This window comes from Bacillus sp. MM09(2025), assembly GCF_050496725.1.
Taxonomy (GTDB): Bacteria; Bacillota; Bacilli; order Bacillales; family Bacillaceae; genus Bacillus; species Bacillus pumilus.
On the sequence record NZ_JBNWEN010000003.1, the window covers coordinates 379,000 to 394,533 of the forward strand.

The 15,534-nt window shown below is 36.8% G+C and carries 7 protein-coding genes; all 7 read right to left on the bottom strand.

Annotation, left to right across the window (positions count from 1 at the left end; all coding sequences use genetic code 11):
- Positions 1-10: 10 nt before the first annotated feature.
- Positions 11-400 carry a hypothetical protein gene (locus ACQYAC_RS06245; protein WP_044141820.1) on the bottom strand — a complete coding sequence of 130 codons (390 nt, stop codon included), beginning with the start codon at positions 398-400 and terminating at the stop codon, positions 11-13.
- A 108-nt stretch (positions 401-508) separates the two neighbouring features.
- Entirely contained in the window at positions 509-1,870 is a 1,362-nt protein-coding gene (locus tag ACQYAC_RS06250) for a peptidoglycan recognition protein family protein (protein ID WP_429942933.1), read from the bottom strand.
- A gap of 126 nt (positions 1,871-1,996) precedes the next feature.
- On the bottom strand, positions 1,997-4,114 hold the full coding sequence (locus ACQYAC_RS06255) for a tail fiber domain-containing protein (RefSeq protein WP_429942934.1): 2,118 nt from the start codon (positions 4,112-4,114) through the stop codon (positions 1,997-1,999).
- A gap of 24 nt (positions 4,115-4,138) precedes the next feature.
- Entirely contained in the window at positions 4,139-4,957 is an 819-nt protein-coding gene (locus tag ACQYAC_RS06260; RefSeq protein ID WP_429942935.1) for a hypothetical protein, read from the bottom strand.
- A 17-nt stretch (positions 4,958-4,974) separates the two neighbouring features.
- On the bottom strand, positions 4,975-7,668 hold the full coding sequence (locus tag ACQYAC_RS06265) for a DUF7359 domain-containing protein (protein WP_429942936.1): 2,694 nt from the start codon (positions 7,666-7,668) through the stop codon (positions 4,975-4,977).
- Between the two features lie 15 nt (positions 7,669-7,683).
- The gene (locus tag ACQYAC_RS06270) at positions 7,684-8,475 is read right to left on the bottom strand and encodes a phage tail domain-containing protein (protein WP_429942937.1); all 792 of its coding nucleotides are present in this window, start codon (positions 8,473-8,475) and stop codon (positions 7,684-7,686) included.
- 45 nt (positions 8,476-8,520) lie between these two features.
- A complete protein-coding gene (locus ACQYAC_RS06275; protein WP_429942938.1) occupies positions 8,521-15,375 on the bottom strand; it encodes a phage tail tape measure protein in 6,855 nt (2,284 codons plus the stop codon).
- Positions 15,376-15,534: the final 159 nt, after the last annotated feature.

Here is a 15,534-nt window from a genome sequence, read left to right on the forward strand (position 1 = left end):
ATCAAGCTCCTTATTTATTAATTCCGAAATGGTATAGCAAATATGCTCCGATTATCGTTGTAGCTACTGAGGGAAGAATCTTATAAAAAATATCTTTGGTAAACTGCGAGGGATCTATCTTTCTTGTTGAATCACTTCGTTCAAGAGTTTCAACCCGTGTATCTAATTTTTCATAAGATTTATTGAGGTTTTTTAAATTATTACTCATTTCAATGAGTGTTGAAGTTAACTCTTTCGATTGCTTTTGAGATTCTTTATTAAATTCAAGTTGTTGTTCGCATATCATTTCAATTCTGTTGAGTGTATTTGTTTTATCTTCTAGCTTAACAATTTGAATTGCTTGCTGATTTGATTTTTCTTCAAGCAAGCTTATACGAACATGAACGTCATTACTTTCCATTTGACACCAGCCTTAGAGAAGGAGGTGATTTTAGTTCACCTCCTTGAAGTTGATTTTCATAAATTCTCATGGATATTTGTAAATCCACAAAAATCTATATTAATTTAGTTATACTTTGCTTCCATACTGACCTGAAATATAAGCTCGTTTACCTTTATGGATTACTTCCCAGTATCCTTTAGGGTTGTTAGAACCTTTTACAGATCCTGAGATTTCAATTGTTTTTCCTAGTCCGATGGTGTCTAAATTCTTGGCTGAATTGCGATCAGGCTTATCCATAATAATAGCTGCATTTGATACGCCGATAATTTTAATTTTGCCTGCTGATTTAATTGCAGAGCTTTTAGTAGTCTGTTTTGGCTTTGAAGCTTTCTTAGCAGGAGTAGCTGTTTTAACTGCGCCTGTTACTTCAACATACTTATCAGAAGCAGTAATGTAATAAGTCGTACCCTTAGAGTTTTTCACTTTATATTGATATGCCGTGTCAACTTTTACTTTTTCGACAACAATAGGAAAGCCAACACCTTTATTAACAGTACCTACAACATCTTTATCATCCCATGAAGCTTTAGCATAAAATCGAAGACCGTCTACTTTAGATTTTAGAGAGCTACTTGCTTTAGAAGAGTTAGACATGGAGGGAGTTGGGGAAGAGGGGGCTTTAGACTTAGTTAACAACTCTTTGATCTTAGCAAGAGTTGCTTTACCAGCGATTCCATCTACTGCAAGCTTGTTTGCTTTTTGGAATGCCTTCACCGCAATTGCAGTTTCATCACCAAAGTGAGAATCAGCGCCATATTTCGATAGCTTATAACCGAGTTTAATAAGGTTAGATTGAATTTCTTTAACTTTTGCACCTTTATCACCAAGACCATAAGCCTCGACTAACTCAAGGTCATTTTTGTTTGATGGTTTAGGTGTTGGAATAGTTACAGTTTTACCTGTTAAAGCTTTATTAACATCACTGACAAATTGAACCCATGCACTAGGGTTGTTAGTGTAATAACGGTGGCAGTCTTTCCATCCTACTACTTGATGGTGTGTCCAGAGATTTTCAGATTTGAGTCCATAGGTTTTGAGAAGGGAAGCAGCTAATTCTACAGTTGTTTTATAAGTTGTAGCATCAGGTTTGCCAGTCCAATCAGGATGTGTCATCTCAATACCAATGGTGCAGTTGTTAGGGTAAGAACTTAAATTTCGAAGTGCGCTTGCTGTATAAACATTAGAACCAACATGATAGGCCAGCTCACTGTTCGGCAAACATTGAATTACTTTTGTGCCTTCTACAATGTAATGTGCTGATCCAAAGCCCGATGTACCACTCTTTCTATTGTTGAAGAAGTTGCGGTTGCCTTCAGCGGATGACCTTGGATTAGCAACCCAGTGAATTACAACAGCTTTTACACCTTTCAAAGCCGTTTGAGGTCTGGAGTATTTGTTGGGAGTCAACAAACTTTGTGTAATATTCAAATTAAATTCCTCCAATTGATTTTTTGAGCACAAAAAGAGAGCAGGGGATAACCCAACTCTCTCGTTCTCACACATGCTCTGTTTTTCTCTGTTATGTATTGAATATATTCCTATAAAATCATAGTTTTATTTTAATAAAGCGGCTTTAAGTTCACGCATCTCTTGTTGCATCTTTTCGGTTTCACGTCTCATAAGAGCCATCTCTAGGAATTGGCATTCATCAGCACGAATCCCCCACATGTATCCACCTTTTACGACTTCAATTGTTTCTCCAGTGAATTCACCTGTTTTAGGGTCTACCTTGTTCACATATTCAGAATTCCACTTGTCATAACAAAGTAATCCAATTTCAGTTGCATCTAAGCCGTGCTTTTTAAACACCTCATCGATTTTCTGAGCAATGACACCGATATGCCATCTTGCAGAACTTCCTTTTTCACTTACTGCATCTTTAAACTTAAATCTACAGAAATCAACTTCAGACCATGCATCTAACCATTCGTCAGGAATATCAGTGATGTTTTGCTTGTATCTCTCATCAGAAGTGTTGATTGTTCCATTTGAAGCATAGATGTTAGCCCATCGTCTTGAAGGAGCACCTAATGATTGAGAAGCATCAGTGTCAGGTCGCAAGTTTGCACGAAGGTTCATAATGTTATTTCCCATATCACCGTATATGAAAGGAGAGGCATTGCCATCATTTCCATAATCAATCCATAATAATCGATCTTGGTTACTATTAGGCATTGCTTTATTTCCGATGATAATAGAGTTGTTGCCAGTATAGTTGATACCAGCTTCAGTACCTACAACAACGTTTCGACTACCATTTGCACCATTTAGAAGTGTTCTAGCACCGATAGAAACGTTTGCTTCACCATCTGTTTTATTTTGATGAGCGTACGTCCCAATAACAGTATTTAGAGTGTGGGAAGCATTCTTATTTCCGTTTGATCTTTGTCCAGCTTGATGCCCGATGAAAATATTTCTAGTGCCAAATACGTCATACCCCATAGCGTTATTACCGATAACAATGTTCTTTTGACCAGTCTGGTTATACTTCATTGCGTTTCTACCAATGCCAATGTTTTCTTTACCAGCAAGGTTGTTAGCTAATGCAAATGCGCCAATAGCAGTACATCTTTCAGTCGTATAAGATCTTGCAAGAGCTTGATATCCAATTGCAGTATTATGGATACCTCTAACCAATTGAAGCAGAGCGTTACGGCCAACACCAGTATTACCTAGTACTTGAGATGAGGAAGTAGCTGCGGGAAAGCCTCCTCCTTCATTGACAATGACAGCGCCTTGAGGAGCAGGGTATCCAGTAGGCTGAATCAATTTTTCAACTTCAGGGTTCATTTGTTTCAAGATGTAAGAATCTGTTCCTGAAATGTTCCAAATGTTGTTTAAATCCTTCTCATTTAGCCACAGCTCATGTCTTGACACGATTGGATCTTTAATACCAGCCCATTTTAAAGAGTTGTTTCCGATAGCTGTTGTACGACTATAATAAGTTCCTTGTGCTAAAGTACTTCCACCGACTGAAACGTTTGAGTATTGCGTTTGGTTGTTCATCTGAGATAGGAAGCCAATAGCTGTATTTTGCTTACCAGAAGTAAGATTTTTTAGAGACTCTTCTCCTGTAGATGTGTTTCCGTAAGCGTCTAAAGTGATTTTGTATCCCGAGTTTTTTCCGTAGAATTCATTAAGAATAGGTAGAGGTGTAGAGGTAAGAGGGAACAGGCGTTGATCTCTTTTTTGACTCGGGGGAGCAGTTGCGTTGAAGGCTTCTCTTTCTTTGACAATGAGGAATGCGCCGCTACCAAAGTAATTACCTTTTAGGTCTGCATGATCAGCTAAATAAGTGCCTGGTGGTACGAAAATCGGATACTCATTATTAGACAATGCTTCTGCAGCAAGAAAGGCTGGAGTGTCATCTGTTTCACCATCTCCAACTGCTCCTAGCCATTTAACATTTATCCCACGTTGATTTAGTTCTTTTTTGATTGTGTCCACAACACTTCCAGTATCACCTGCAAGCTCACCAATGTCTCCAATTAAATCAGCCATTTCTTTTAGCTTATCAGTAGTTGTTGTAGACAGGTTTGTTACCGAATCTAGAATTCCATCAAATTTGGCTTTAATTTCAGGTGCGGTATATCCAACACCGTCAGATTTCAGCAATTCAATGGCCATTGGTACATATTCACCAGTAGCAGGATCTGGCATTCTAAAACCCATTAATTAATTCCTCCTTTATGTGTATCAATCAGGTTTATACCATATCTGTCCTGTTTCTGGAGCTGCGTTAGAAATAACAACTCTTTTCTTTGTAGGACTTAAACTCTCATCTTGATACCAAATATAATTTAAACTGTGCGGCTCATAAGCACTCAAAAGAATATTGAATCCTTCATAGACTTCTGAAACACCAATATCAACCCATTCAAATCCATCCCAGCGATAAACTGTTTTTATGTTCTTAACAGCGACTGTCCAACCAACTTGAGGATTCGGATATTCAACAATTAAATCAGAGTAGTTATTGACAGATGGGTAGTATTTTTTCTTCGTTTCTTCAACGACACGCTCGTATTGCGAAGTAATTTGACGGCACCAAGTAGTTATTTCTATACAACGCTTAATGACTCGTTCACACTCTAAAATTCTTTCATTCATGCGAATGATACAGTCTTCTGCTTCATCAATTAAACCTTGAAGTGTCTCAACTACTGTATTACCTGACCGTCTAACCCAAATGCGTGCCGCAGGGAAGAAGTGGGCACCTTCGCCAACGTATTTAACTTGCAATTCTTTTCCTTCGTTAGAGGCATTAAAAAAGACAACTCCCATCATGTAATCAACACGATAACAGTCATCTTCTAATTCACCATCTTCAATTTCTTTCCACTCTTTGTTTCCGCCAGTGATAACAACTCTATTTTCACGATTAGGATTTTCAGTTAAAAATATCCGCCCATTTAAAATAGAGTGGGTTTCATCATAGCTCATATAAGGATCATCGTAAGTGTCTTTTCGTTTGTGGTATAAGATCGGATCATTATAAAGTTTTGGGAAATCCATATAGAATCACTCCTTTCCTATAGATTTCTATATGCTTCGAAGAAGTATGTGACTCCTTGTTTGTTGCCTTTAAAAGTTGAATCAGAACCAGTAATAAACCCCATATTTGCAAGTCGTCCGTTTGTATTATCGGGAAGGTTGTTTATTCCTTTAAAATAGATATTTGATCCGAAAATTTCCTCCACATAGCCGCCACTAGTGCTCACAATAGCTAATGAGGGATCACTTTGAACAGTTGACCTAACTTTGACTAGAGTGGGAGTGAAGGGGAGAGAGATCATTCTGTTTTGAACCCCGTTGCCAATGTATGTACCGACAAAACTTACTTGTTGAAGATTGGTTAGCTTAATCTTTCCGTTAGCATCTAATACAGCAACTCCATTTGGCGTATCTTTATCTGTCTTCAGAATGAAGTCTTGGTCTGTATACTCACCTAATTTAGATGCGCTGCCTGATATAGATGCTGATATTACACCGTTATCATCTCTAACAGGTATAGTGTTGGGTTCTTCGTTTAGAGCAGGAGTTATACCATTTAAGGAGTCTGCGTTACCAGCAGATTGAACAATCCACTTTTCGCCATCATACAATTCAGATTTATTAGTTGTAGGATCAATCCAGAGAGTGTTGACATCTGGACTAGAAGGCTTTTCAGGCGTAGAAATCTGGCGTATTCCGTTTACTTTACCTTTAACCTCAACAGTATTAGATGGTCGGTAAGGATTCTCACTCGGTGATTGTGGTTGAACTATATCAGATAACAAAACACCATTTGTACTAATCGAGGTTTCAACGTTTCTGTATGCCTGTACACCAAAGGTGAAATATTTCGTAGGTACTTGCGATGTGAAGGTAGCTATGCGTTTATCATATCTAACAGAAATTCGTTGCTCCTTGGCTAACGAAGCGCCAAACAAGTAGGTGTCTGAAGATGTATCAGGATAACAATGTACGATGAAACCGTCTATATTGTACTTATCTTCATCAGACCTTGGATAATTCCAGGAGACCGAAATATCGACAGATCCATTTTCATTCACTTTGTGAGTCACAGATTTCATTCCGATGGTTGGAGGGGAGGGAGGAGTGGAAATACGGTCATTACGTGCATTGTAGTTAGTAGTAAGTCGATCATAGTCGATTTTGCGAGTGTTGAATTCAGTCGAAGCTTTTTTATTTCTATATAGCATATCTGACCATTCTTGCTCAATACTTTTTGGTTTTTTCCCATTTGTGAGTGTTACAGAAATAGTGGAATCATCAAAATTCAAACTCATCCCAGCTAAAGTGGCTCTGTACTCAGTGCCGAACTCTTTGTTTTGAATTCTAATTATGTCTCCTAAAGAAATTCTATCCCAATAATCTTTTTCACTTACTGCATTATATAGGTTAACTATGTTTGTTTTGATGTCGATAGGAGGTGATCTTCGTTTCTCTAACTCTTCGTAACTTTTTTCATATAGTTCCGTTTCATCAAAAATGTTGTCGTTAGTCCATTCGCCTTTATGAATAAACGGAATCAACTCGTTGAAAAGCGTTTCGCCTAAAAATGTGGGCATATCTAATCGATTTTTCAGTGTAGCAATTTCACTGTTCAATAAATTGATTTTTGCTTCAATTTGTGCAATTTCACTTTTTTTAGAATCGACTTGACTCAATTTTAAATCTCTTTGTTTGATTAAATCCTTAGTATCACCATTGGTTTCTTTAACCACTTCAATTCGATCCAAAATTTGTTGCAATTCTAAATTTTTTAGCACATAAAGCTCATTTTCTTGGGTTGTCTTATTGGATTCGGCCTGTTTTTTTTCATTCAACAAAGTTTTAAATTCTTCAGCTTCCTTATTTACCATATCATTATAGTCTAACAAAGCATGGCACAACTCATTACTCATGTAATCACTATTCTTAATTACATTCCTATTTTCATCACGTTGAAAGGGACTTAAAAAGAAACTGAAATCGTCTAGATATGCTTGCCCTGTTGGATTAACCGAATTAATTACGATCCCATCTTTTCCTGATACATGAAGCCTTGTCACGACTTCCTCCATACTGCGTGTGTCTGTCATATCAATCATAAAGTTGTGGGAAGAAATTTTAACGCCTTTATACTTTGAGATTTCATCACTTTTGTAAAATGAGACTGTGTTTTTGATAGTATCAAAAACTGGTGTTGCATCAAAAGTTTCGCAGATATTCTTTAAAAAATCATACCTTGATGTCATTGAGCTGATTGAAAACGAACGCCTTTTTTCGTTGAAAGCATTATCGATTTCACCTACAGTCCAACCTGTTTCGTTTAAACAAACTTCGCCAATCTCTTTTAAATTTTTAGAAATGCCTTCGTACTGCATGATCTTGGGTTTGTGAAGCATGTAAGGAGTTAGTTGGCAATTAATCTGAATATCATCTTTCTCTTGGCTACTGGAATCGGTAATACTGTCAATTACGTAGTATTCTGTACGGTTCAAGAAAGTTGCTTTAACTAGGTACCATTCCTTGATTAGCTTAGTGACGTGATTTGTTTTAATCTCATCACCATACCTAGCTTTAAGAGGCATGGTAAAGGTTAAGTCGTTAATTGCAGCATGGTTCAAGTTTACAGATGCATTAGAGAAATCCACTATATTAGCTATTTTCTTTTTATTCGTTTTACATAATTCCAGTTTAAGTTTACCTGGTTTGAAAGTGAATTCTCCTAAATTCAACGGAAGTTTCACCTCCTAGAAATATTTAAAGCGATAATTAAATCTAATCAAACAAGATCCTTCGACTTTAATTCGATTTTGCCCCTTGCCAAGCACAATAAAATTTTCATTAGATTGTTCATAGCATTCATAGCCAGAAAAACTCGATTCCAATATTTCTTTAACAGAATCAACTTTTATAATTTCTTTATCAATTAATTCATTAAAGGAAAACGGGTTTCTATAAGAACTGAGATTTGTGATTTTAATATCTCCATTGCCTATCTTTTTAATTTCCATTGAAAGGGGTATATCTAGATCGCCTTTATTGTCTAATTTTATAATATTATCTTGATGTCTCGAAGGGTCTATCCAGGGGGAAGATATCTTAACTCCGAATTTAAAAGGGAGTACCTTCATAGTTAGCCGAACATACCCATCTTCAGAACAGTTATGAACCAGATCAATCGGATTAACAGGCATTGCATAATAAATAATGTCTAGATTTGAGCTAAAGGAGAGAGGGGAGTAATCTGTAACACTTAACCAACTTGCAATTTCTCTGAGCTTCTTTTGAGTCAAATTTCTATTTTTATAGAAACCCTCTTTAATATTCTGATCTACGTAAAAATTCAGTGAAATCTCGTATGGTTCATAGGTAACGCTGTCAACGATAGGCTCGGATCGACCTTTGATAAAAGTCTCGTTAACGGTCTTTCCTGCTAGAAAGTTTTCTTCTTGTAAACCACCGTCAGTATTCACATTCGCTACACCCATGTCTGTTGACCTTATGTGGTTAAAAATAAAATATTGACTTTCTCTAATCATATAATCACCTTTTAAAACGAAGTAAGAGCCTAGAGACTAGACTCTTTATAAACTTCCATAATTCTGTTTGGTATAGTTAGTGATTTTCTTTATTACAGTATCAGAAAACTTATCTACTGTATTCTGGTCACCATACATGTTTTCAATGTGGAAATGCAGTTCACCAATATTACCTACGTTATTGTCTGTACTGTTTACAGACGGTTGAGGAGCTTTTGTAAGCTTTGTGATCGCACTAGGAATAATGCTAATAGCAGATGCAGCACTTTTAACAATATTCGCACCAGCCATTTTAACTTCGGTAGGAACAGCGGACATAATGGAATTCAGCTTTTGTCCAGAACCCCATTTAGGAGTAAACGGCACATCATTTTGACTGATGTCTCTAACTGTTTCGACTGCTTTAAGCATATTAACTGAGTCTTGTTTATTGAGGACGATTTCTCCATCATCTACAACTGCAAGCGCTCCTTGAGCTGGTACTTTACCAACTGATCCACCAGTCTTAAAACGAGCGATTTTTTGTCCAGTAGTATTGCCCTTAACGACAACACCGAGAGCATTTGAAGCCTCTTTAAGCTTATCAATCAAATTATTAGAAATAGACTTACCGATTGACTCCATATTTGAATTGATGAATTTAGTAAACTCAGAAAGCTGTTTATTGATATCACTAATCTTACCGTTCATCAATTTACCTTCTAAATCCTTAAATCCACGCTCATCATTTACAAGATCATCATATTTAGTGTTGATTGATTTTTCGTCTTTTTCAAGTTGATCTTGTAGTGCTTCTTTACGCTTGGAGTTTTCACGATCTTTGAGGAATTGGTCTAAATCAAGCTGTTCTTTTTGCATCTGTTCAGTAAGTTCTTTTACCTTCGACTTACCAAACTCAGAGTCGTCTAACGCATATTGATTTATCTGATCCAAAAGCTTTTGAATGCTTTCCTGACGATCTTTTAAATCCTTTTGGAACTTGGCTTCATCATCTTCCTTATCAATGCCATCAATGATATCTTGAGTAGCTTTACGATGAGCTTCAAGCTCGATATCTCGCATTTTCTCATACATCTCTTTGTAGATAGAGACAACTTCATCTGCAAGTGACTTGTAAATATCTTTGATGCTTTTTTTTGTTTGGTGTAGCTCTAAGTTGAAATCCTTTTGCTTATCTTTCCAAGTTGAAATTTCATCTGATATTTGCTTTTGGATTTCAGGGAAACCCTTAGCTGCTTTCTTTTGTTTCTCCAAATCTTTTATGTACTTTGCAGCTTCTTTTTGTTGTTGCTGTATCAGCTTGATTTGCTGACTATAGTACTTAACTTTATCTTTGTCTTCTTCAGTTGTTTGGATCTTAATGTCGACATTCTTAAGCTTTGATTCAGTCTTTTTGACTGACTTATCAATGTTATTAAGAATTTGATCGGTTTTAGATTGAACAATAGTAGCCTGTAACTCATAAACCTGATCTTTGATGCTGATGAGATCAAGTTTAGCTTGTTTTAATTCTTCACGTAATTGATCACGTTGAGCAGCGTTTAATTGTTTATTTTGCTTTAGCTCTTTGTTGATCCAATTAACTTTTTGATTCTGAATTTTTTGTTGCGCTTCAACTGCTTTACGTTGCTCATTTGTATATTTTCTAAACTGAGCACTATCATTGAGATAGCGACTTGCTTTAGATTGGTTTTGAGCAACTTTCAATTCTAAATCAGATTTGCGTTTTTCAAATTCATCAAGTTTTGACTGAACGATTTCATATTGTAGGTCTTGAATTTGGTCTTTGACAGAAGATAGGTCGCCTTCAAGTCCAAGTAAGTCAGATTTAGCTTGTGAAATAGCTTGTTGACGTTCAGCTTCTGAGCTAGACAAGTCAGAGCCAATTTGTTGCATATATGCTTCTGGATCAATCGCTTTACCGTTTTTCTCAATCTGCATATGAAGATGAGTACCAGTAGAACGACCAGTACTTCCCATCTTACCAAGAGTTTGACCAGCTTGAACCTTTTGGCCAGACTTAACATTAAGCCCTTTTTGCATATGCATATACTTAGCAACTGTGCCATCATCTTGTTGTACAACTACCCAATAACCAGCTGATTTAGAGTATGCGGCAGTAAGTACTTTACCTGATTTTAGAGACTTGATAGGAGTTCCAGATTTAGCGGCTAAGTCTAAACCTTTATGAGGAGCAGAACGCAATCCTTTTTCTTGCTGACCAAAGTGAGATGTTCTTCTCATGGAGTCGTAGTAGCTTGCAGCTGAACCTCCACTAGAAGATAGTGAACCGCCCATTTGTTTAAAGTAGTTATTCACTTTCTTAACGTAATTCTGGGTTTCTTTAAATGGAGGAATGCCTCCATATTTAGTTACATTACCAGGCCCCGCATTGTATGCGGCTAACGCTTTTTCAATCGATCCAAACTTATCAAGCATTTGCTTAAAATACTTGGTACCGCCCATTACGTTTTGATAAGGATCTTTTGAATTTTTAACTCCAAGACCTCTAGCTGTAGCTGGCATAAGTTGCATTAATCCTGTTGCTCCAACTGATGAACGAGCATTTGGATTGAAGTTTGATTCTTGTTTAATGACCGCAGCAATTAATGCAGCTGGAACATTGTATTTCGATGCAGCCTGATTGATAATATTTGAGTACTTACCAGAGTAAGAACCACCTGAAGCAGAATATGAAGAGCTAGAAGGGGAGTAGGATGAAGAAGAGTCGACAATACCCGTTTGAGCAATGTAGCCAGATTTAATTTGCTCTTTAAGTAGCTTAATCTGACTCTTAAGAAGCTTTTCTTTTCGTTCTAACGCCTTGATTTCCTTCTTAATTGAATCACGATATTTCTGTGACCACTTAGGATAGTCATTTGTTTTTCTGTTTTGTTCTTCAATTTGCTTATTGACTCGCTCTAATGCTTCTTTATATTTATCTGCAACGTAGATTGAATCTTTCGTTGATTTTGAAGCCTTGTCAGCCGAATCCGACATTGTTTCAAAAGACGTTCCTGTTTCATTTAAAGATGCTTGAGTTAATTCCGAAAGTTTATCTAATTCTTCCAGTTGATCAGTGATACCAGATAATTCACCAAGATCTCTTTGAGCCGCCTTGAATTGTTCAATTGCGAGCTGATCTTGCTTACCATTAGTCATTTTCAATGAATCTTCTTTTAACTTTTCTAACTCTGCCTTTTTTCGCAATGCATCTTGAACAGTTTTAATTGCTGTGATTTCAGATTTGTAATACCCGATTTTCTTACTTAAAGCATTCGCTTGATTCAATAACTCTTGTTTTACGGAAGTTTGCATATCTGCATATGCTTTAACTTTAGCATTTCTTAGCTTGATTACTGCATCACGATTTATTTTCACAATCCCGTTTTCTATTGAAATCGCACCAGCTAGATCTTTTTCCTTTTGAATAAGTTTCATTGCTTCTGATGCAGAAATAGACTTACCTTCAGCCATCTTTTCCAATAAGCCGTTAAGAGGGGAAACCTGATCAGCTAAATCATCGTAGACATCGCCTTGCAAAGCTTCCATTGCTGCTGTAGCTTGACCAGATTGCAGTAATTGATCTAAAACATCTACTGTAGCTTCAATATCGCCTTTAACTTCTTTAAGCTTATCAGATAGATTCCCAACTGATTCACCTAGCTCATCTACACCTTCACCATTTTCATTCCAGGTGACTTTCGCTGAATCACCAGCATTTTTAGCCTGATCTAATGAATCTTTTAGAGTAGAGTAGGAGAGGTTCAAGTTGTCTACTTTTACTTTTCCATCCGAAAACTCAGTAATAAGTGATTTCAGTGGATCCACTTGCTTATCAAATTCTGAACCATTGCCATTGTTTAAAGATTTTTGAAGAGAATCCATGATGACAGCTACTTGCTGTGAAAAACTCTTAAGTTGCTCAGGACTTAATTTACTGAAATCCATTGTATTCAGGATGTCAGTTATGGACTTTTTAATATTAGGGTTAATATCAATGGAATTAAACGCACTGATTACATCTAATACTGAAGCCTGAATTTCAGCATTTGCGCTTACTATTGATTGTTTCGCACGCAAGGCTTCACGTTCGTATTTGTATCCTTCTTTTACGTAATCATCATCATTAGCAAAGGGGTTTTCGAAGATTCTTGTAATCCAACTTGAACCTTCTTTATAGTTATCAGCTAAAACTTTATTTGCTTCCATTTCTTTGTTCAAATCTTTTAGCTTTTTAATTTGATCTTCAAAGTTGGAAGTTGCATTATCCTTTAAATCACGCTTGTTAAAGGCAGCCATTTCTTCAGTATATTTGATTGCCTCTTTTAAGGCCTCATTATTCTTGATGATGGCATTGCCTTGAGCGTCATATCCTTCAACAAGGTTAGGAAATGTTGCTGCTAACTGTTGTGAAACTGATAGGTATTCTTGTTCTTTTTCAGGTGTTAGTTGGTTGTTTTCTTTAGCTTTACGAAGTTCTTTATACTTATCAATTAGCCCTTGAGTAGCTTCTTTATTTGTAGTCCAAGCCTCTACAGAAGTTTTCTGTGCTGTTTCAAATTCCTCTTGAGCTTTTTTAGCATCAGCATAAGTGCTAACAAGCTTTTCGATTACAAATCCAAGTGCGGCAAAAGCGGCAATAGGAAGGGCAGTACCAGCTAAGAATATACCTGCGGATCTTGCTGCTTTACCTAATGCTGCAAACGAATGCGATAAGATGTTAGTAGTAGCTGTTGTAGTTGCTGCCTTTAGAGAATATGTTTGCAGATTCGCAGGTATTTCTCTTAAGGTGTTTATAATCTTAACACCACTTTGCATTGACGTGCTTCTTAATGCAGATGAGAACAATAATGTGGCAACGGTAGCTGTTGCGAAAGCAGGAGCAAGGAAGCCGATATTTTTAACTAAGCCAGTGGTCAATCCCATGAAATTTCCTAGAGCTTCTGTAGAAGCGATCAGACCATCTGAAATGAAGGCATCACTTGCGGCAACAGCAAATTCAGTTACCGTATTTTGAAGTCTGTTTATTCTTGCTTGTAAACTATCAGCATACTTTTCTTGTTCTTTCCAGGCCGAACCCATTGAGTTTGCAGATGTGTTTGCTGCATCTTGATAAATTGAGTAGTTATTCAATAGGGCGTTAAATCTAGATAGTTGATAAATACCCGCAACACCAATCGATGTGTTTTGCTTTTGGGCATCAGATAAGCTATCCCATTTTTCTGCCACTTCGCCAATTAACTGACTTGATGTTTTCGCTTCACCAGCTGCTGTTTGCACAGAGATACCAATTTGGTCTAAGGCTTTAATAGAGCTTCTATTGTTACCAATTCTTGCGAAAATGGTCTTTAATGAGTTACCTACTATATTTCCACTTTCACGTGTGGTGCTCCCGATGGCCGCTGTATAGCCGATTAAGTCATTCAATTCAACACCGAATGTAGCAGCGGTACTTCCTGCTTTTCTTATCGAGTTAGCCATGTCAAGTGTGGAAATTGCAAAGTTGTTATCAACTTCATTGAGCTTATCAGCGATGGAAATTGACTCTTTTGCCGATACGTTGTAATTGAGCATGGCCGCAGTAAGAGTGTTTACAGTATCAGTCGCAGTTAAATCTGAAATGTTCTGCAAAACTTGTGCAGTTTTGGTTAAATCGGAAAGCTCATCTGCCTGAAAACCCATTCGACCAAAACTTCCCGTAATTTCTAGCACATCTGAGACTTTGTTTGATAAATCGTTGCTTAAATCTAAAGAAGTTTGAAGGAGCTCATTGAATTTATAATCTGGCAAATCCATGACTCTACGGATATTTGTCATTAGAGTGTCGATTTCGATTGCTTGCTGGGTTATATTTTTTAAAGCTGTAATAGCTCCATAAAATATAGAACCTGAAAGCAAATATGCTGGAATACGACTAAAAGCATCGCCCAATTGTTGTCCAAACGATGTAGCTCTTTGGGTTGAGTTTTGTATCGAAGATGAAAGCTCTCTAAACTGCATATTGAGGTCTTTAATTCTTGAAGATAGAGCAGGGGTTTTAGAAGTGAGCTGAGTAACAGCAATAAGGTATTCTTGAATCTGTGCCTTACTCTGATTACTTAAGTTATTGCCATACTTACTCGTTAAATTGTTTGCATTTAACTGAGCTTGCCTTTGGTATAGTGCAATCGTCTGCTTTAGCTCGTTATTCTTTGCTACAACAGATGACTTGTCATCCAATGTGCGAATTTTTTGTTTGAGAGAGTCAATTTGAGCTGAAGATTGAGCAAGGTTGATTTTACGGCCGAGAGAGGAGAGGGTAGTATCAGATAGAATACCTTGCTCACGAAGTCTCTGCAGAGAGACATTCAACGCTTCAATATCTTTTCTTTTTTTCTCGAAATTTGTGGAAACAGTTGAGTTTTTTACATTTCCTTTTTCATCGAGATTGTATGTATAATCCTTGTAACCATCACGATTTTTCTGAGTAGAACCAGTAACTTTACCTTGAGCATTCAGTCTGTCAGTATTCTTTACAACCTGACCTAACTTTTGTTGTGCGGAGGCTAAATTATTTGTTTCTTTGGTTTGCTCTTTAATTTTCTCAGTTGTTCTCTGAATAATTTCACCACTACGCTTATGCTCCTGAGTGACCTTTGTGACATTACCGTTAAGGTGTTGTGTTATCTTAGTTGTTTCTTTTACAGTGTCGTTGTAATTTTTTAAATTGGACTGATATTTGTCAAATGCAGAAGTAAACTCTTTTAGAGTCTTTAGGGTGTCGTTGTCAATGTTTGTTTTTAATTCGAGGACATTTAGCTTAGATTGAATTTGTTTTATTTGTTTATTAAGATTTTCAGTTGTCTGTGAAGAGGTATCTGCTACTGGAGTAACAAATATTTTCAGTTGTTCGCTCAATTACTCACATCCTTTCTAACCTATAGAAGAGGGGAAGAGGAATCAAAAAGGACTCCATCGATTGAGGAGTCCTTTCTAAGATTTACACTTCTTCGGATTCGTTCACTTCATAGTTCAACTCATATGCTTCGAGTTTTAGAGTTTCTCCATGTCAGTTTA

What these genes read in the sequence shown, in the direction of transcription:
- ACQYAC_RS06245 (WP_044141820.1), bottom strand. Translation starts at nt 400, where the DNA reads ATGGAAAGTAATGACGTTCATGTTCGTATAAGCTTGCTTGAAGAAAAA.
- ACQYAC_RS06255 (WP_429942934.1), bottom strand. Translation starts at nt 4,114, where the DNA reads ATGGGTTTTAGAATGCCAGATCCTGCTACTGGTGAATATGTACCAATG.
- ACQYAC_RS06260 (WP_429942935.1), bottom strand. Translation starts at nt 4,957, where the DNA reads ATGGATTTCCCAAAACTTTATAATGATCCGATCTTATACCACAAACGA.
- ACQYAC_RS06270 (WP_429942937.1), bottom strand. Translation starts at nt 8,475, where the DNA reads ATGATTAGAGAAAGTCAATATTTTATTTTTAACCACATAAGGTCAACA.